A 19532-nucleotide genomic window follows, 5' to 3' on the forward strand; every position below is an offset into this window, starting at 1 on the left:
GGCGGCGACCGATCGAGGGTGGCGCGGTGGGTCTGCCCTTACGTTCCCGTCACGTCGCCCGCGGACGCGGTCGCCGCCTCGTGGACCTCCGGTGGCCCGGCGTTCTCGTCGACGTCGACCAGTTGCGCCTCGGTACCGTCGGGTCGTACCGGTTTCCGGAGGATGACGTTCCATCCCAGACGGTCGTCGAGATCGCCCAGGTCGCCGCTGATCCAGTAGAAGTCGGCGGCGGTGATCGGATGGTCGGTGACCGGCGTGAGGTGGACGTCGATCGTCGGACCGGGGGGTGGACTGATCCGGTGGCGGGCCTGGTCGGCGAGGAGCGCCAGCGGTACCGCCATGGGGTCGGTGTCGGTGGTCGGTGGGTGGCCGGGGGGCGAGGGTTCGAGGGCGGGGCCGGCGAGGTAGGCGAGCACGATCGCGCCGTCGACGGGGGCGAGGGGAATCTGCGGGTCGACCCCGGAGGTCACCCAGACACCGGCGTCGCGATGCCGGAGCGCGTCGAGGGCGAGCCGGATGCGCTCGTCGTCTCGTTGCTCAGCGATGTTGAGGTCCCCGAGTCCGACACCTGGGGTGCGGGTGCGGTCGAGGATCCGCATGAGCCGGACGGGAAGGTCGGGGGCGTTCTGGTCGATGTTCATTCCGGCCACCCAGGCGACGAGGTCGGCGGCGGCGCCGGGACCGGCGGTGAGGTCGCCTGTGGGTTCGAGCAGCCGCAGGGCCCGGTGTGCGGCGGCGAGCCGGCTCGGGCCGAAGGTGCCGATGCCGTAGGCGCGGGCGGCGAGGAAGCCGGCGGCGAGCAGGTTGCGCAGGGCGGTCGGGCCGGTGTGGCCCAGTTGCCCGGCCAGCTCGGTCAGCGCGGCCGTGGCGCTGGCGGGGTCGCGCTCGGTCACCGGGGGCGCGGCGACGTCGAGCAGGGCGTCGATGAGGTGGTAGGGGGTGAAGGTGAGATCGTGACCGGGTACGACGTCCAGCGGCGGGAAGGGGTGGGGGTGGGAGTACCCGTAGGCGGCCATCGGGTCGGGCAGGCCGGTGACGGTACGGGCGAGCTGGACGTCCTGCGGGGACACGGCGTGTACCAGGTCCCCGGTGAGCTGCAGTTGGGGCGGCTGCAACTCGGGACGATGGACCCGGGTGATGCCGGTGTCGACAGCGCCCTCCTGTGTGGCGAGGGTCCGGGAGACCCACATCCCGAACTGCCAGGCGGACCAGGGAGTGTCCTGGGTGGGGACACCGATGACCACCCGGGGGTCGTCGTCGGCGATGACCGGGGTTGCGCCCGGCGGCCCGATCCATACCCGGTGGCCGATCGAGACGAGTTCCCAACCCTGGTACACGTCCCACCGTCCGTTGCCCAGGTACGGCATGTCGTGCACGGGGGTCAGCAGGGTCGGAGCCTGCGGCGTCGGGTGGATCGTGAGGTAGTGGGCGAAGGCCGGCGCAGTGGCGGTGTGCAGCCGGCTGTGCGGTACGAGATGGTCGACGTGGCCGCCCTCGGTGTCGGTCACCAGCGCGGGTGCGGCGGCGAGTACCTGGTCCGGTCCGAGCAGCCCGGCCAGGTGCACCCCCTGTCCTGCGGTGATCGGTGAGGCGAGCACCAGCTCCACCAGAACCCGCGGTGGAAGCTCGGCCCTGAGGTGCTGGAGGATGCGCTGGGCTTCGGATCGGTCGGCGATCGAGATCACGAGCATCGGTCGGTCCGGGTGCGGCAGCCGGTCGGGGCGGGTGCCGGGCGCGCCGGCCGGCCGCAGGTGGATGCCGGCCGGGCCGAGACCGTCGAGCTGGTAGCCGGGCGGAGGCACCAGCCGGGTGACCGGTGTACCGCTCCAGTCCATCACGGAGCCCAGCGACTCGTACCGCAGCTGGGTCAGGTACGCCTGCATCTCCATCGGCAGCGCGGTGTACTTCGGGTGGGTCATCTCGAAGCGCGCATCCAGCAGCGCCTGGTTGCTGCGGGACAGTCGCTGCATGACCCGGGCGGAGAACTGGTACATCCCTCGGGCGGCCGAGACCCGGGCGTCGGCGCTGTTGCGCAGAACGCGGAGACTCTGGTCCTCGCTCACCTGCATGTCGTTCGCCGCGACGCTGTTCCATATCCGCCGCATAGCGGGATACCGTGGGTCGTCTGGCGACCGCGATTCCCACAGTTCGGTCTGAACCTCGGGACGGGGGGTGACCTGGCCCGCCGCCGCGGCGTCACCGGCCGTGGTGGCGAGCAGTTGAGCGATCACCGTCATCTGTTCGAGGTGGGTCAGTTCATGCACGAGCGAGGTCATGACCTGGTCCACCGGAAGGTCGGCCCGGAGGAACACCTCCCACGACTGCCGGTCGAAGGCGCCCCGGCGTTGTGGGTCGTTGTTCATCCGGCGGACGGGCGGGGCGCCGATCGCCGTGGTCATGGCATCGGCGATCTCCCGGTACGCCTCGAGCGGTAGCCGACTCCGATCGTCGACGCGCGCGGCGACCAGCCGGCGTACCCGGGCGTGCAGGGCGGCAAGGTGGTCCGGATCGGCGGACCGCAGGAGCTGGTAGTCCGGCTCGGGGACGTGGGCGGGATCCTGCGGTGGCGGGCCGCTCGTCCGGGGGCCCGTCCCGGTCGACGGGGCGGTGGGGGCGAACGGGGCGGGGAAGGCGACGGTGCCCTCGGGCACCAGGGGCTGGTCGGTGGTGTCAGGGGACGGAAGCTCGTGGTGATGGACGGGCTCGCTGGCGGGTGGGTGATCGGTGTGCCGGTGCCAGGTGCCGGGTCGCGTGAGGTCGGGGCGGGGATGTCCGTCCGGGCTGTGCGTGGGCGACGCCGTGAAGATCCGGCCGGTCGGTGTGACGAACGCGGTCGCGGCCGGTGCGAGGACCGAGGCGACGCCGTCCTGGGCGGCGAGTTCCGCGGCGGGGCCGGTGATGTCGCCGCCGGTGTCGCACGAGATCAGGACGATCTCCTTGCCCTGGGCCCGTGGATCGGCGGCGATGACGGCGGCGAGCTGGGACGCGGTGATCGGCTCGCCGCGGACCCGGAGGCCGTCCCGGCCCCCGTGGGCGAAGACCAGGAACTGCCCGGGCCGGGCCGGCACCCTCGCCGCCGCTTCCCGGTGGTGCGTCTCCGTCTCGTCGAGCAGGGTCAGACCGGCGGGGACCGGCCCGGCCGTCGGTGGTGGAGGTGCCGGAGCCGGATCGGTACGCGCGGGTTCGGTCTGCGCCTGCGGGGGTGGTGGTTCGGCGTGCTTGTAGGGGGTGGGTGTCACGGGTTCGTCCGTCTGGGCGGAGATCCGTCCGGCGACGTTCTCCAGCCAGCGTTGGACGTCGGTGGGGTTGATGTCCTTGCGTACCTTGCCGGACATGTAGCGGCCCGACTTGTCGTTGACCGTCCAGGCTCCGGTCGTCGGGTCCCGGTGGAGTTCCCCGCTGATCCGGGCCGGGCCGGCGAGTGTTCTTCCGTCGGTGGTGAACCGCGCGCCGATCGTGGGGTGGCCCTGCTCGTTGATGAGGTCGCGTAGTTGTCGGAGGGTGAGTTCGGGGTCCTTCTCCCGCATCGCTCGGTGCAGGTCGTCGAGTTGCCGGTCGGAGACGGCGGTGAGGAGTTCTTCGCTGCCGATCCATATCTGGCCGTCCTCGGCGACGACGTAGTGCCAGTGCGCGTCCGGCCGGCCGGCCCAGATGAACTCGGTGAAGTCGGCCAGCGGCATGAGGGCCGGGTTGAGTCGGACCTGTTGGGTGCGGAGGTCGTCGCCCTTGACGCCCTTCTGGTCACGGTCGCGTGGTGGGTCGAGTTCGAACGGTTTGACTTTCTTCGGTAGGACGGCGGGACCGTAGTCGTGGTCCAGGTCCGCCGGGGCTGTCGTCGTGGCGTCGACGTCGGTCGGCCGGACGTCGACCGGTGCCGGACGACTGGTGTCGACCTCCCCTCCGACGTCCTGGACGGTGACCGCCTGGTAGTGGTCGCCCTGCCGCTGGACATCGATCAGGGGAGCGTCGTCGCGGCCGAGCGTGTGGACATGACCGGGCGCGTGAATCCGGATCCGGGCATCGAGAGCGGCGGCCAGCAGCCCGACGAATGATTCGCCGATGTCGTTGCGCCAGCGCTTCTCCCAGTTGCGTACCGCATCGGTGAGCGCGGCGAACTCCACGACGGTGACCGGCCGGGCCGGGTCGATCAGATGGTCCGCGAGTTGGTCGCGCAGGACCGCGTCTTGCAGGGACTCCACCGGGATGGTGACCCCGTGGGCGGTCAGGTAGTCGAACATCGCGCGCATCGACAGCGAGTCGTCGTGCAGGTCGCGCGGTGGACCGTCCGCCGACGGCTTGAGCGGCACCTCCTGCTCCGCGTGCGTGCGGGCGGAGTCGGCGTCCTGCCCCGACGCGACCAGATCGGCGGTGCGCTGCTCGACGTACCGGTCACGAAGGGTCGTGGCCGGGACGAGGTCGGGATTGCGGAGCGAGGTGACACCGGCCGACCTGAGCCGGTCGAGCAACGCCTTCCGGTTCAACGTGTCCACCTCGGCGCGGACCCGCAGGTTCCGGTTGAACCGGTACGCCTGGATGGCCGTCCCCGGGATGCCGTCCCGGCCGACCGACTGCACGTACCGCTCGACCAGTTGCCGCAGTCGTTCCGCGGCCTGCCCCAACTCGGCGCTCTGCGGCACCAGGCCGTCGGGGTCGCGGGGCGCGTCCGGACCGGTCAGGCCATCGAGCTGGGCGCGGACGGCATCCGGGTTCGCCAGCCAGGACCGCAGCACCGGTGTGTCGAGTCCGGCGGCGACGAGCCGGGAGCCGACCAGCTGTGGAGCGCTTCCGACGATCGAGTAGAGCTGGCAGCGTCCGTCCCCCGGCGTCGAGACGGTCTGGAGGCCCGGCCTCGGACCGGCCGGTGTGCGGAGCACGTCCCGGGACGGCGGGTCCACCTCGGGGGATCCGGCCGGTGGGGTCGGTGCGGTGGCGTCCTTCGTGGTGCTGGCTGCGGTGTTGTCGGTGTGGTGGGACGGTTCCGCCTCGGGTGGCTGCGGTGGTGTGGGTGGCTGCGGTGCCGGCTGCTGTTCGGTGACGGGTTCGGTCGGCTCGGCCGATGTGGTGGGTGGGGTGTCGGTGGGTGCGGTGGGTGGGGTGTCGTCGGCGGGATCGTCCGCGCTGTCCGGCACGTCTTCGATCCGGCTGTCGTCGAGGTGGTGGACGTGGTCGGCGAGCCGCTGCGCTCCTTCGGTGTCGACGGCCGGTGCCACCCCGAGAAACCGGCTGCTGAAGTCGTCCACCAGCTGGTAGTGCCGCTGGGCCAGATGCCACCAGTCCTGCCCCGCCTGGTCCCAGGCGTCGCCGAGTCCGGGCAGCACCGCCTCGTAGGTGGCCCGTGCGGTGCTGCCCTCCGGCGCCGCATAGGCATCGAAGCGGGCCTGGTCGAGCCGATCCGCGGCCGACACGAAGGCATCCGCCGCTTTGGCCAGCTCCGCCTCCCGCGCCGCGAGCTCCGCGAAGGCGGCCACCCGCTCGGCGGCCTCCGGCCGGGGCGTGCCGTCCGCCGGGATGTCGAGTGCGGTACGGGCGTCGTGCAGCCCCATCCGCAACGACACGGTGAGCAGCTCGGTCGGCTGCCCAACGCTGGTCACCGTGCTCGACGGAAAGGCCGAGTACGACAGGGCCACGTCGACCTCGACCCGGCTCAGGTAGTCGACCAGGGCCGACCGGCTCTCCGGTTTGACGTTGCCGAACCCGCCCGTGGTGCTGCTGCCGCTCTCGGTGGCGGCCTGCGAGTCGCCCGCGACGGCACCCGTACCGCCGCTCTCCAACGGCTGGTACGGGTCGTCGACGTTGCCGCGCCCCAGCAGCGGCACCCGAGGCCCCCGGAGGTCCTGGACCAGCGCACTCGTGCCGCTGCTGTACTCGCCGGCGTCCTGTACCGCGTGCTCGCGGTAGACCTTGGAGCTGACCCCCCGCAGGGACGCCGCCTCGGGCACCAGCCTGACGACGATCTGGGCCCGCTGGCCGAAGATCTGGGCGCTGGTCACCGGAGGTAGCTCGAAGCCGTCCGGGGTCAGCATCGCCGACACGGCAGGCAGCAGGATCTCCGGGGTGAGGCTCTGGTGTACCTGGTGGGCGCCGGCATAGCCCGGCAGCCTCAGTCGCCTGGCCGTGCCGGACAGCAGTCGCTCGACGGTGTCCTGCAACTGGGCGACCCGACCGAGGTCCTCGGCGCTGAACCGGGGCGGCAGCGGTAGCCCGTTCAACGTCCGCCAGCCGGGCGCCGGCGTGCCGGGGGCGTGGATCCGGTAGGTGGTCGGTCGCGCCGCGGGTGCGGTCCGTGGCAGGCGGACATCGTCGGCCCACCGGTCCTGGACGATCCGGTCCTCGACGGTCAGCAGGTCGCTCGCCACCTGACTGCCCCGGTCGAAGACCACCAGGGAGAACCTGACCGGCAGTGCCATCCGTACCTTGACCCCGCGAGCCGAACTCAGGTCGGACTGGACCGTGCTGGTGCTGATGCTCCGGGCGTTCTGCTCCTGGATGGCCCGTCCGACGGTGTCACCGGCTCCCGTCGCGATGTTCTCTCCGTGGTGGTTCGAGACTCCGGTACCGGCCACCCCGGCGGTGAAGAGATGCCCGTGCCGTCGGTGGCGTGTCTCCGCGGACCCGTGGGCGTACGTGGTCTTGATGTCCAGGTCGTTGTGGTCCGCGACGAACCCCATGAACACGGGGGTGCCGGTGGTCTCGGCGACCAGGCGGACCTCGCGCGGGTGCTGGCTCGTCCGCGCCGCCTTGACGTGCATGACGGACAGGCCGCCATCCACGAGCGCCGGCCAGTGCTGCCGTACGCCGTCGCGGCTGAACAGGTCGACCAGGCGGCGACGGTTCAACATGGTGTCGTCGATGCCGGGATCCGAGATCGAAGCGGAGATCTTGGCGGCGGCGGAGTCGCTGCCCCTGCTGCGGATCGCGTCGAGTATCTTCCGGGCGGTGCTCCGGCCGTCGTCGGTCCTCGCCGCCTCGGCCTCCAGCGCGGCGGTCAGCCGTCCGGTCAGGTTCGGGGCCTGGTGGATGGTGTACAGACCGAGGCCGGGACCATGGCCGGGAAGTAGGCGCAGCTCCGGCGGCGACTGCGGCATCCACGGTGCGCCCATGGTGCCGACGTCCCCGGCGAGTGGTCGCAACAGACCCAGGCCGACCACCGCCGGGGCGGAGAGGCGCAGGGCAACCGCGTTGGTGATGGTGCCGTGTCGCTGGACCGACTTGTGATGGTGCAGCCAACCGCCGCTGCGCAGCGCTCGCGGAACGATCCGGTAGCGCGCCGGGTCGGTCGTGACCTCCACGGAGGCCGATGCCCGCAGGTCGAAGGAGACGACGAAGGTCCGGTTCCTGCCGGCGCGGTTGTTGACGTTGCGTTCGATCGCCCCGCTGACGCTTTCGCTGTTCTGCTTACCCCCGGCGTACAGCAGTTTCTCGTGGCCGGCGGTGCCGAGCACGCCGCCGCTGCTGGTGCCGCCGGTGTCGGCGCCGAGCCGGCGGAGAGTGGCCGAGAAGAGGCTCCGGAACGCGAACTGGTCCTCCACCCGGCTGGACGCCCCCACCTCGGCCGACCCTGTCGAGGCGGTCTCGCTGAAGACGGGAACGTGTGCCGTCGGCACCAGTCGGGCTTTGGTCAGGGCCGCGGCGATGGCGATGTCGGTCGCCGCACCGTCGTCGGCGTTGGTGAGCCGGTCGACCAGCCACACGCCGTTCAACATCGACGACAGACCGTGGCCCTGCCGGAACTGGCCGATCCGGTCGAGCAGTGTCGCCCATACCGGCATGCCCTCGATCAGGCCGTCGATGCCGCGTACCCCCCGTAGGTGGGTCCGGGACGGGGCACTGCCGTACTGCTGTGCCGCGCCGAGTGCGTGGGCGGCCAGCTTGGCGACGAAGGTACTGCCGGGCAGCCCTTCGATGGCCAACCAGTCGTCGACGTCCACCGTCGGCTCGGCGTCGACCCACTCCCGTAGTGCGGACTGTTCCAACCGGGTCCGTCGGGCGACGCCGAGCGGGTCCGGGGCCGGGGTGAGCGTCACCGGCAGGGAGAGTGGCGTGGCGACGACCGAGGCCGCGTCGAGCTGCACGGTCACCGGCCGGGCCTGCGTCAGGCGGAACCGGGTGAACTGTCTGCCGCCGGCGGCGGTCACCTGCTCCCGGGTCGTCCGGACCACGCTGGTCGCGTCGGTCTCCCCGGCCACCGGGCGGGGCAGCCGCGGTCGCAGGACGCGGGCGAACCCGATCCGGGACCGGGAGTCGAAGCCGGGACGGTGTGCGTAGGCGTAGACCGTCGCGGTGATCTCCAGGTCGGTGCCGAACGCCTCGGAGTCAGGAGTACCGCCGATCAGTCGGCTCTCGTTCCCGGCGAGCTGGGTGCTGCTCTGCCTGCCCACCCGGTGCCGATACTCGAACGCGCCGGCGGGGACGAGCGCGGTGCCTCCCACGCTGCCGACCAGCCGGAAGATGCCGCCACCCTCCACGGCCACAGCGGTACGCCACTGGCCGTCGGCGGAGAGCTTCTGTTCGGAACTGTCGATGTCTGTCGTTCGTACCGCGTCGTTCCTGCTGGTGCCCTTGTGGTCGAGGGGGCTGGTGTAGCGGCCGGTGACGTGCACCACGAGACGGGGGGTGCCGAACGGCTTGGTCCGGCTCAGTTGGGCCACCAGCCCGCCGCCCAGCAGACTCTTCCTGCCCTGGCGGAGGCCGGGCACCGTCAGCACGCGGTCCAACTCGTTCTGGTTGGTCTGCCGCTCGGTAGCGGCCCGGCTGGATCCCATCCAGGAGACCTTGTCGGTCTCGCCGTAACGGGGGAGGAACCCGCCCGGGAAGCGGCGGACCAGGCCGGTCACGTCCAGGTAGAGCTGGTTGAAGGCGCTGAGACCGTAGGTGACGGCACGCGCATCGGTCAGCGCGTACGGCGGCGCGTGCCACTGGGTCGGCGACGGGGCGAAAGGACTCGCGTCATGCAGCAGCTGGGCCAGCCGGCTGGCGGGCAGCCGGCCGAGAACCACCATGTCCAGCCTTATCGGTTCGACTGTTCCGCGCTCCCCGAACGGCAGCCGCTGCAGTGGCACCTCGCGTACCCCGGCGTCGATGGTGACCCGGACCCGGGCCTCCACCAGGACGTTGGGGATGTCCTTGAACTCGGTCCCGATCCGGGACGCACCGCCACGGGAGACGGAGGTGATCATCGACCGTAGGAAGCCACCGAACAGGCGCCCCTGGACGTACGCCGGGCCGAAACTCCAGCGGGCGGGAATGGCCGACACTCCGAGACCGACCCGGCTCATCTGGGCCAGCTTCGTCGACCCGACCTCTCCCGGTTGCCAGCGGAACGAGGACTTGGCGATGTCCGCGGTCACCGACAGTTCCGTCACCGCCGCTGTGATCTTGACCGACAGCGCGTGGTTGCCGTGCTGGCTGGTGATCGTCGACGGGTGCCCGGCGGACTCAAGCGCCGGGATCAGGTTGCCCACCATCGAGGTCTCCTCGAGCATGCGGCGGCCCTGATCCGCGCCGACGCTGCCCGGCGGCACGGTCTTGGTGGGCTGTAGCCGGACCAGGGCGTCCTCGGCGACGTCGTTCCAGGAGTCGGTGGGTGGCACCCCCGACGGCAGGTCGATCCCGGCGCTCAGGATACGTGCCGGCGTGAAGTTCTCGACCAGCACCGACGTGTGCCGGGCCGGGTCGACGGGGACGGTGACCTGCCGGGGTTGTGCGTTCGCGATGTCGTCGACGCCGCGCAGGGTCAGACCCACCCGCACCGGATCACCCATGGTGCGGGTGGCCGGACGCGGACCGGTGAGCGACTCGTAGGGGTCGGTGACGACCACCTCGAAGTCAGCAGGCACCGACACCAGGTGAGAGCCGGAGCCGCTCCGTACGTTGTGCGAGTCGGTGAGCTTGACGCTGTCCTGGAAGGTCTCGCTCGGGCGCGACAGGGAGACGTCGACCGAGAAACCGCCCCCGAGTCCGACCCGCTGCGGGATCATGGTGCCGGCGCTGATCGCCCCGGAGCTGCCGACGGAGGACGCCTGCTTCGAACCGTCGGACCAGTCGCTGCGGGTGTCGAACTTGGCCTTGTCCTCGGACTGGTCGATCACCTGCGCGTCCGCCGGGTTCCAGCGTGGCCGGACGGTAACCCGGTGCCAGCGGTGCAGGCCGTCGCGGAGGAAGAAGCTCCGGCCACCGGTGGTGAAGAACGACCGGAGCTCGTCGCGCAGCGCCCGCTGGACGGGCTTGGTGTCGACCGAAAGGTGCGACAGCATCGCCGCGATCCACGAACTCTCGGCCGCGCGCCGCCTCACCGCGTGGTGGATGCTCTGGTCGAGGCCGCTGACCAGGCTGTCCAGGTCGTCGACTGAGTCGGGTTCGTTGAGCAGGTCCGGCCGGTCCCGGTAGAGACCGCGCAGCGGGTTGTCCCCGGTGCGCGCCGTGGGCGGCACCGTGGCGACGACGACGGCGGAGGTGCTGTCGATCTGATCGGTGTCGGCTGGTGGGTTCTGGTGGTTGTCGTCGGGGTGGGGTTCTGTGGTGGTGCCGGCTGGTGGGTTGTGGTCGTTCTCCTCGACGTTGACGACTGTGGCGGTGTCGGCGGCGGACGCCGGAGCGGTCGCGACAGGGTCTGCGGCCGGCGGTAGCTCGTCGAGTTCGATCTCTTCCACCTCGGGGATGGTCGGCAGGGCCGGCTCCCGACGCAGGGTCCACGCGACGTACCCGCCCGGGCTGCTGTGTCCCGGCACCTCCCCGACGGTCTGGTGCTGGCGTGGCGCGGGTGGGCTGCTGGTGGCGCTGCCGGTCAGCGGGTCCGGCGTCGGCAGGACAGGGTTGCGGGTGATGCGGCTGGCGGGTGGGTGCTTCCCGGAGTGTCGCCAGGTGCCGGGCCGGGTCAGGTCCGGGCGGGGGTGCCCGGCCGGGGTGTGCGAGATCGCAGCGGACAGGATGCGGCCGTCCGGGGTGGTCCAGGCAGTGAGTTCGGGGGCGCTGACCGCGGTGATCCCGGGCTGATCGCTCAGTCGGAGGTCGTAGTCGCCGGTCGCGATGTCGCAGACGGCGAGGACGATGTGCTTGCCGTGGGAGCGTGGGTCGCCGGTGATGAGGGCGGCGAGCTGCTCGGGGGTGACGAGCTTGCCGTCGACCACGACACCGTCGGGCGTGCCGTGGGCGAAGACCACGTAGTGGTCCGCGCGTGTGGGGTGGTCGTGCGCGGCGGTCCAGTTGTCGGTCTGATCGGGGTCGAGGAGCACGAGTCCGGCTGGCACCCGGGTACCCGCGGGGGGTGCGATGTGGGTGCCGCGGACCGGGTCGGCCGGCCCACGGGTCCCGGCGCCGGCGACCCCGGTGTCCGCGACAGTCGTGGCCGCCGCGCCGGACGGCGCGGATGGAGGCCGATGTCCCGGCTGGTCGAGTTCGGCTGTGACCCGCGTCTCTGCCTCGACGTTCACCGCATCGGTGCTCAGCTCGGCGGCGGAAACGACGGCTGCGGTGGGGGCCGCCACGGTCGTCGGGGAGGAGCCCACAGGGGAACCGGGCTCGTGCCGGAGCCGGTCCTCACCGTGGGTGGCGGGCTCGCGGGGTCCGATCGGAGCCGCGCCAACCGGCGCTCTGGCCGGTTCCGGGGCGCTCTGCGCCGGTGTTGGACCGGCGGCCGGGCGGTCCGCCGGAGCGACTCCGTCGGAATCGTCGTCCCAGGTGGCGTCGGTCTCCCTGCCCGGATCGTCGTCCCAGATCGAGCCGGTCTCGGAATCTGCATCCGCGTCACTGTCCCAGATCGGGTCACGGGTCCACGTGTCTTCTGCGTCAACCCCGGCCCCGGGATCCGAGGTCGAGGTCGGGCCGCCCGTCCAGCCCGGCGGCTCGGCAGGGGCGGTGACGGATTGGTCGGCCCGGGGTTGGCTCGGGACGGCGGCGGGTGCGGTCGGGCCCTCGATAGGTGACAAGCCGTCGACGGAGACCGCCGTCGGTGGCGCCGGTCGCGGGGCTTCCGCCGGACGCGCGGGATCACCGGACTGCGTAGGGGTGGTTGGGCTGGCGGTGTTGTTGGTTGGCGGGGTGGTTGGGCTGGCGGTGTTGTTGGTTGGAGGGGTGGTTGGGCTGGCGGTGTTGTTGGTTGGCGGGGTGGTTGGGCTGGCGGTGTTGTTGGTTGGCGGGGTGGTTGGGCTGGCGGTGTTGTTGGTTGGCGTGTTGCCGTTGATGCCGGTTGCGGGTGTTGCGGATGCGGGTGGCACCGGGGCGGGCACCTGGGCGTTCGCGGCGGGGGAGGGAGGGGCCAGGCCGGGCAGGCCACCGGCCGCCGGTGGGTGGAGGACGGCCGGAGCCGTTCCTGTCCCCGGGGCCGGCCGGACGGGGGACACACCCGTGTTGTCCGGTCCGTCAGTCGAATCGGGCGTCCCCGCGGCCACGGGCGGTGTGATCGGAGGCGTACCAGATGAGGAAGGCGTGGCCGTCGTCCCCTCAGCCGGTCGGGTCGTGCCGTCGGCGGGAGGCCCTGCGGTGGTGTCCGGCGGTGCGGCCGTCGGAGGGGAGTTCGGAGCCGTACCGGACATTGGAGGTGGAGCCGCCGGTACGCCGGCCGGCGTATCCACCGGGTTCGTCGGGGCTGGTGCACCGGGAGAAGCCGTCTGGGCTGCGTCGCCGCCCGATGCGCTGGCACCGGTCGCGGCCGGCGGGGTGACCACACCGCCGGTTGGAGCGGGTGAACCGGCACCGACCGGGACACCGCCAGGGGCGTCCGGGACTCCTGTCTCAGCGGGGCCGGCCGGTGCCGTCGGCGGGGTGGACGTCCCGGGGAGTGCGGGCGTACCAGAACCGGTCTGACCGGGGTCGGCCGTCGCGTCGACGCCGCTGGCGGCCGGGGGTGCCTGCGGCGTGGCGCCGGGTAGCCCGGCGGTGCCGGGGGTGGGCGTGGCGGTGCCGGGGGTGGCGGTGCCGGGGGTGGGCGTGGCGGTGTCGGCCGGTGGGGATCCGGCAGGGGTGATCGGTGTTCCGGGCGGGGTGCCGGCGACGGGGACTGGTGATGGCGGTGCGTCGCTCGGCGTGGCTACGGCGTCGGTCGCCGGCGGGTCCGATGCCGCGGGCCGGGGTGCTGTCGCGTCGGCTGGGACCGGCCCGGTGGTGGCCGGCATCGGGTTGCCCGCCACGACGCCCGGGGCCGGCGCGGGGCCGTCGGCCCCGGCGGGAGCCTCGGTGGACGCTGGTCCGCCGGGATCCGGTGCGGTGGGAACCGGCGCGACGGGTGGTGGGGCGGGTGGTGGTGTGGGGGCGACCGGCGGTGGGGCGATCGGTGTGGGGGAGGGGGTGTCGGAGTTCTGCGGGTTCGGGCCTTTCTCGTCCACGGGTACCGGAGGGCCCTGGGCCGGCGGCTGCGGGGAGGCGTTCGGGTCGCGGTCGTGGGAGTCTAGCGTCGGAGGTGGGCGGAGGTCGTTCGGACCGACTTTCGGACCGAACTGTTTACCGAACACCTCCGCGTAGTGGTGCGCCATGCCGCCGATGATCGACGAGGTGAACGTGGCGAAGGGGTTGAAGCCTCCACCGCCCACCATCATGGTGAAGAGTCCCTCGAAGAGGGTCTCGGAGAACGCGGAGAGCGTCTCCCGGCTGTACACGTCCTTGTTGATTTTCGGGTACGCCTTGCCCGCGATCCAGTGCGTGCCACTCACGCCGAGACCGATGAAGAAGCCTCCGGCGAAGGCCATCAGCAGGTTCTGGTAGTTGATCTCCTTCCGGTTGCCCTCGGCGATCTGCATGAGGTCCGCGGCCGCGGACTGCCACACCTCCTCAAGGCCCTCCTGGACGCCCTCCCAGACGAGGTGCAGCAACTGGTTCTGGAGCCGGAGGCGCAGGAAATTGATCAGTGTGCGTACGATCTCCTGGCCGATCTTGACCAGGGCGGGTACGGCGGCGGCGCCGAATCCGCTGGCCAGAGCGATGGCGATCTCGACGACCTGGGTGAAGGCCGCGATGACGATGTTGTACTGGGTGTTCTCCGAGTCGAGGGCGAACTGGTATGCGGCGTGGCCCAGTTGGAGGGCCACCTGTGCGCCGTCCGGGACACTCCTGGTGATGTCTCCCTGGAACCCGGAGAACGCGTCGGCGGCCGGTCCGTTCAGGTGGCTGCCCAACGAGTTGCCCAGGTTGGCGGTCCCTCCCAAGCCGTTCAACAGGTGGCTGGAGAATTTGTACAGATCCTCGCCCATCGCCCGCAGCGCGGTCGGGTCGGCCTTGGGGAACTCCTCACCGACGCCGAAGAGGATGAGGTCGTAGGCCCACTGCCATTCGGGGTCGTTGGGGATGTGGAAGTCGGGCATGCCGGGTACCGGTCAGCTGGCGGCACTCGGTGGGAGCAGGCCACCGTCCGGCCCGTAGGTCAGCACGAGCGGCCGGTATCCGGGCGCTGCCGGGTCGACGGGGGGAGCGTCCCTGACAAGGAAGAACAGCCGTCCCGTCGGGTCGACCGGCTGGCCGTCGGGCTGGGTGACCGACGTGCCGGCGACGGGCACCACGGCGTCGTACAGGTTGCCGTCGATCCGGACCATCCCGTCCGCGGTCGGGTTGAACGCCACCAGGTGCTGCCCGGAAGGTACCGGCCCGCCGTTCACGTGGGCGGCCGGGAAACTGAGCGACGTGGACGTGGCCGGGATAGCCGGCTCCGACGGCAACGCTCTCTCGCTGCGCTGGAACGTCGTGAGCTCGGACGACACGGCCTCGGACGGCGCGGCCTCCGCGGGTACGCCGGCCGGCGTGGCCTCCGCGGGTACGCCGGCCGGCGCGGCCTCTGCGGGTACGCCGACCGGCGCGGCCTCCAGGAGGATGCTGCTGCGGGTCGGCTCCAGCCTGCGGAGGGTGTCCGACGGCGGCGGCCCGGTGCCGTCGTCCGGCTCGGCGTGCACCGCCAGGGCCCGTGTCGGCTGTAGCGGGGTCCTGGCCTGATCCAGGGGAGGCTCGGCCGGCGCGCCGAAGTCGGCGAGCATCCGGTGGCTCACGTCAGCGGCGTCTTCGTCTGCCACCTGGTAGGCGTGACCGAACTGGACGAGCCCTTCCGAGGTGTACGCCAGCCGACCCCGCACCCCGCCGACCAGCCCGTCCAGATGATCCATGCCCGCCAGGAACCTGGTCGAGAAGGCCGAGCCCATCTCGTCGTCGCCCCAGGCGTCGGCGTACCGAAGGCGCAGGTCCTCCGTCTCGGTCAGGTGACCGTCGTAGATGTGGACGTGCTCGCCGTAGTTCCTGCCGGTCGAGACGACGCCCTCGGGGTCGACGTAGAGCCGGCCGCGGTGGGTCATCGCGGGGCCTGGCGCATACCCAGGATCTCGCGGACGCTGGTGGCGATGCGCGGCTCGGCCGGCAGGTAGGCGTCGGTGCCGGCGGTCCCGTCGACCAGTGCGCGAGCGTCCATTCCGGCCGGAAGCATCGGGGCGAGCACCTCGGCGGCCTGCGCCAGCACGGATTCCTTCGCGTCGGTGTAGGTGGCCAGGATGACCTCGCTCAGGTCCGAGGGGGTCATCCGCTTGTACGCCGAGGTCGGGAACCGGATGTCGGTCAGTACCCCGCTCTGCCCGACGCTGACCGTCACCTCGCGCCGGGGTGACGTGGCGGTACCCGAGAGCGCCCGCATCCGCTGCTGCATCTCGGTCAGGCTGTTGCGCTGCCGCTGGTACTCCTCGAACAGGCTCTCGATACGCGCATTGGCGTCCACTGTCTGCCTCCCTCCGTATCGGCCTCCCAGTGAAGGGGCCGATGCCGGGCCGGCGGAAGTCCGACCCCGCTGATGGGGCAGGAACGGGCAGCAGGTCTTCCCGGGTATCTGCGCGGCGACCGTTGCGGGAGAGCGAGTGAGTGCAGTCCTGTCCGACTTTCGTGCATCACCACGGTTCGTCGCTGTCGCCGGCGCTCCCGGTCGGGAAAGACTCCTGTCGGCCCGGGATGGGCCAGCCGCCCGCGAGGCGACGTGACCGGCGGTACCGGACGTGAGGAGTTCCACCATGACGATGCCCCAGGTGCAGACGACCGAGGAGGGCATGCGGCGTGCTGCCCAGGAGTTCTCGGACAAGGCGACCGAGTTCACCGGTTCGCTGCAGGCGGTGAACGGCCAGATGGGGGTCCTGCAGGCCTCCTGGACCGGCCAGGCCTCGGCGAACTTCAACCAGGCGATGGACAGCTGGGAGGCCGCCTTCGGCAAGGTGATCAACGAATTGATCGCGATGCTCGACGTCATGGGTGTCACCACGACGGGCTACCGGGACGCCGAGGACACGGCGGCCAGCACCGCCTCGTCCTTCGGCTCCGCACTGCCCGGCGTCTGAGCGGCGACCAGCGCCCTGAGAAAGGACCGACATGTCGAACTACTCGTTCAACTTCCAGCAGGCTGACGCCGTCCTCCACGACATGAACCAGATCAATGTGCGCATCAAGTCCGCTCTCGCGCAGATGGAGCAGACGGTCGAGGCGAGCCTCGCCGAATGGACCGGTGCCGCGCAGCAGCAGTACTACGCGTCAAAGGCGGTATGGAACCAGTCGGCGGATCAGATGACGGTGCATCTGGACCGCGCACGGGCCACGCTGTACCAGATCTCCGACAACTACGGAACGACCGAACATCGCCACGCGATGATCTGGAACGACGTCCGCGGCGGATGAGTCGGCGTACCTCGGCTGCCGTGTCGCGTGTCGGCGCGGCAGCCGCTTTCCTTCCTTGAGTGCGGGGCCCCGACAACGGAGACGATCTGATGGGCATCGACTACAGCCACCCGAACATCGAAGCGCTGGATGCGCTCGGGATCCTGTCGGAGTACGACCAGGAACACGGACAAGAGGTCGGCTGGGCGCGGTCGGTCATCCAGCAGTACTGGTGGGTCGACTTCACGCCGGTCTCGGGGACCGGCGGACAGCTTCCGGTCACGGTCCCCATGTGGGACGAGGAGGAGCGGGCGCTCATCGACTGGTTCGAGGCCGAGGTCGTCGACCAGTGGGACACCATCGTCCCGAACACTCTGGACGATCAGGTCGGTGTCGACGGTTACAACGAGGACGACCCGAAATACGAACTCGAAACGACCGTCGACCACCCTGAGGACAGCGAATACTCGGGTGGGGACAATCCCAACCACGAACTGTCGGTCAGCACCGAGGCCCTGCGTCACATGGCCAACCAGGTCGACCGGGTCGTCGGGCTCACGGACGGTACGAACATCCTCCTGACGGTGCGGAACCAGTTGGCCGAGCTGAACATGCTGCCCGGTGGCTTCGCCAAGGCGGAGGTGCTGCGCCAACGGATCGAGGGTGTCAGCGCGGACGACGCGGGTCTGCGTGGTGACGTCATGGGGGTGCTGCTGGCCACCCATGGGGCGCTGGTCGCGGTCAAGGAGGGCCTTCTCCAGATCGCGGACGGTTACGACAACGCCGAGGAATTCAACGACATGACCGCCAGTTCCCTGCGGGAGCAGATGGGGTCCGCGTGGGGCAAGATCGAAGGTCTTTCCGAGTACGGGGCCAGTAGCAGCACCAATACCGGCGGAGACCAGTAGTACCCGCGAGCTGCCCGATTGTTGGTTGATCGTGAGTAGGACGGAATAGAGGCGGGCGTGGGGGACAACGAGAAAGAAGAGAACGACCCCTGGAGGAGGGGGGTGGAGGAGGAGGCGACCTTCCGGCCCGCGGTCATCGACACCTCGAACCTCCTCGACTACCAGCAGTGGGCTGAGGAGGAGCGCGGCTGGCGCAAGCTGCTCGCATCGGTGGACGGTGGTGCGGCCCTGGAGACCGAGGAGGGCCGGGCCGAAGCCGCGAGGCTGGTCAGCGCGCAGTCGGTGATGGACGCCTCGACGGCGTTCTACAACGCCCAGGAGACGTTGATCTGGCTGGAGGACTTCATCCGCCGCCAGGCCGAGGCCATCGCCGGCCCGGAGCGCGCCTGGCAGGGGGCCGCCGCCGACGCGTTCCTGGCCAAGATGCAGTACTTCGCTGACTGGCTGGGCAGCCAGGCGGAGCGCATCGCCGGTGTGGCCGGCACCAACCACATCAACTCGGTGCCTCACCAACTGCTCAACAGCGCCAACTACCTGGCCTGGGCCCAGTACGCGATCAAGAAGCTCGACTACGACTGGGCGACCATCGCGAGGGAGAGCGGGGTCGGCACCAGCGGAAAGCTGGTGCCGATCAGCGGTACCGCGTTCGAGAAGCCGATGGCCCGGCAGATGGCGCAGGTCGTCGGCACCCTGGCCGACCAGTACAACTTCACGTACGACGCGGTGGCTCCACCGGGCGGGACCGGCGAGCCGGACATCCCGGAGCCGACGATGCCGACCACACCGCAGTTGACGACGCCGCCTCCCCTGACCACGCCGCCGCCCCTGACGACGCCGCCGCCCCCGACGATCCCGCCGCCGGATGTGACGCCGCCACCAACGAACGGGCCTCCGGAGGTGACGCCTCCGCCGACGATTCCGCCGCCGGATGTCACGCCGCCACCAACGAACGGGCCTCCGGAGGTGACGCCTCCGCCGACGATTCCGCCGCCGGATGTCACGCCGCCATCGGCAGGCGGGCCTCCCGAGGTGACGCCTCCCCCGACGATTCCGCCGCCGGATGTCACGCCGCCTCCCCAGGTGGCGCCGCCGGGTGTGGTGCCGCCCCCGGCGGTGGCGCCCCCGGGCACTCCGCCGCCTGCGCAGGGTCCGCCCGACCCGGACGGGGGGCTCCCGCCCCCGCAGGTGGTGCCACCGCCGAACTCCCACAACTCCACGGTGCCGGTACCACCAGACCTCGCTCCCGCGCCGCCCATCGTCACTCCCGCCCCGGTCGGCGGCCTGCCGGGCTTCGACAGTCCACCCACCGACGGGTCCGGCGTCGACCAGCCCTCCGGTGGTGTCGTTCCGCCACCGGTCACACCCCCACCGGTCGTTCCGCCGCCGGTCGCAGCGCCACCCGTCGTTCCCCCGGTCGTTGCCCCGCCTCCTGCGAACGGCGGGACCAGCCAGCCGCCGGAAACGGATTCACCGGATTCCGGCGGTGCTGTCCAGCCCCCGGTGATTCCTGATGCGCCGGCCTCGCCGGACCTGCCGGACGTCCCTGCGCCGCCGCTGGCACCGGAAGTGCCGGCGGTTCCCGAAGCTCCGGGTTCGTCGGGACCGGGTGCGCCGGACGCGCCGGCTGTTCCGGAGCTGCCGGTGGTGCCGGAGGTCCCTGGTGTGCCAGACGTGCCGGAGGTTCCTGGTGTGCCGGATGTGCCGGTGGTGCCGGGTGTTCCGCCGATGGTTCCGCCGATGATGCCGCCGGGTGCTGGTGGTCCGGGTGTTGGTGGGCAGTTGCCTGAGGTGCCGGATTCGGGTGGTCTGGTGGAGGGGGATCCGGGGGATTGGCAGCCGGTGGTTCCGGGGGCTCCGGTGCCGGATGCGCCGTCGGGTGTGGGTTCTGGTGGTGCTGGTCTGGGTCCGGATGTGCCGGCTGCGCCGGGTGCGCCGGCTGTTCCGGGTGCGCCGGCTGTTCCGGGTGCGCCGGTGGTGCCGGAGGTTCCTGGTGCGCCGGATGTGCCGGCGGTGCCGGATGTGCCG

Annotated in this window: 6 protein-coding genes and 1 pseudogene; 4 read left to right on the forward strand and 3 right to left on the reverse strand. The window is 71.2% G+C overall.

Features of this window, described 5'->3' with window-relative positions:
* Window positions 1–38: 38 nt before the first annotated feature.
* The 3 genes from GA0070215_RS18815 to GA0070215_RS18845 are packed head-to-tail and all read right to left on the reverse strand — an operon-like array spanning window position 39 to window position 15679.
* Window positions 39–14291: a hypothetical protein gene (locus tag GA0070215_RS18815; RefSeq protein WP_167361533.1), complete on the reverse strand. Its 14253-nt coding sequence runs from the start codon at window positions 14289–14291 to the stop codon at window positions 39–41.
* Between the two features lie 12 nt (window positions 14292–14303).
* Window positions 14304–15266 (reverse strand): hypothetical protein, encoded by a 963-nt coding sequence (locus tag GA0070215_RS18840; protein ID WP_091048017.1) that lies wholly within the window; start codon window positions 15264–15266, stop codon window positions 14304–14306.
* Window positions 15263–15679, reverse strand: a complete 417-nt coding sequence (locus tag GA0070215_RS18845; RefSeq protein WP_091048021.1) for a YbaB/EbfC family nucleoid-associated protein — start codon at window positions 15677–15679, stop codon at window positions 15263–15265. Before GA0070215_RS18845 ends, GA0070215_RS18840 begins: the two co-directional genes overlap by 4 nt.
* A 286-nt stretch (window positions 15680–15965) precedes the next feature.
* Here GA0070215_RS18845 and GA0070215_RS18850 point away from each other — a divergent pair, with 286 nt between their 5' ends.
* The 4 genes and pseudogenes from GA0070215_RS18850 to GA0070215_RS28075 form a co-directional block, all read left to right on the forward strand.
* Window positions 15966–16286, forward strand: coding sequence for a WXG100 family type VII secretion target (locus GA0070215_RS18850; RefSeq protein WP_018789242.1), 321 nt, complete (start codon window positions 15966–15968; stop codon window positions 16284–16286).
* 31 nt (window positions 16287–16317) lie between these two features.
* Entirely contained in the window at window positions 16318–16620 is a 303-nt protein-coding gene (locus GA0070215_RS18855; RefSeq protein WP_018789243.1) for a WXG100 family type VII secretion target, read from the forward strand.
* An 89-nt stretch (window positions 16621–16709) separates the two neighbouring features.
* Window positions 16710–17507, forward strand: coding sequence for a hypothetical protein (locus GA0070215_RS18860; protein WP_018789244.1), 798 nt, complete (start codon window positions 16710–16712; stop codon window positions 17505–17507).
* A gap of 102 nt (window positions 17508–17609) precedes the next feature.
* Window positions 17610–19532: pseudogene (locus GA0070215_RS28075) on the forward strand (hypothetical protein); the annotation flags it as partial.

The organism is Micromonospora marina (assembly GCF_900091565.1).
Classification (GTDB): Bacteria; Actinomycetota; Actinomycetes; order Mycobacteriales; family Micromonosporaceae; genus Micromonospora; species Micromonospora marina.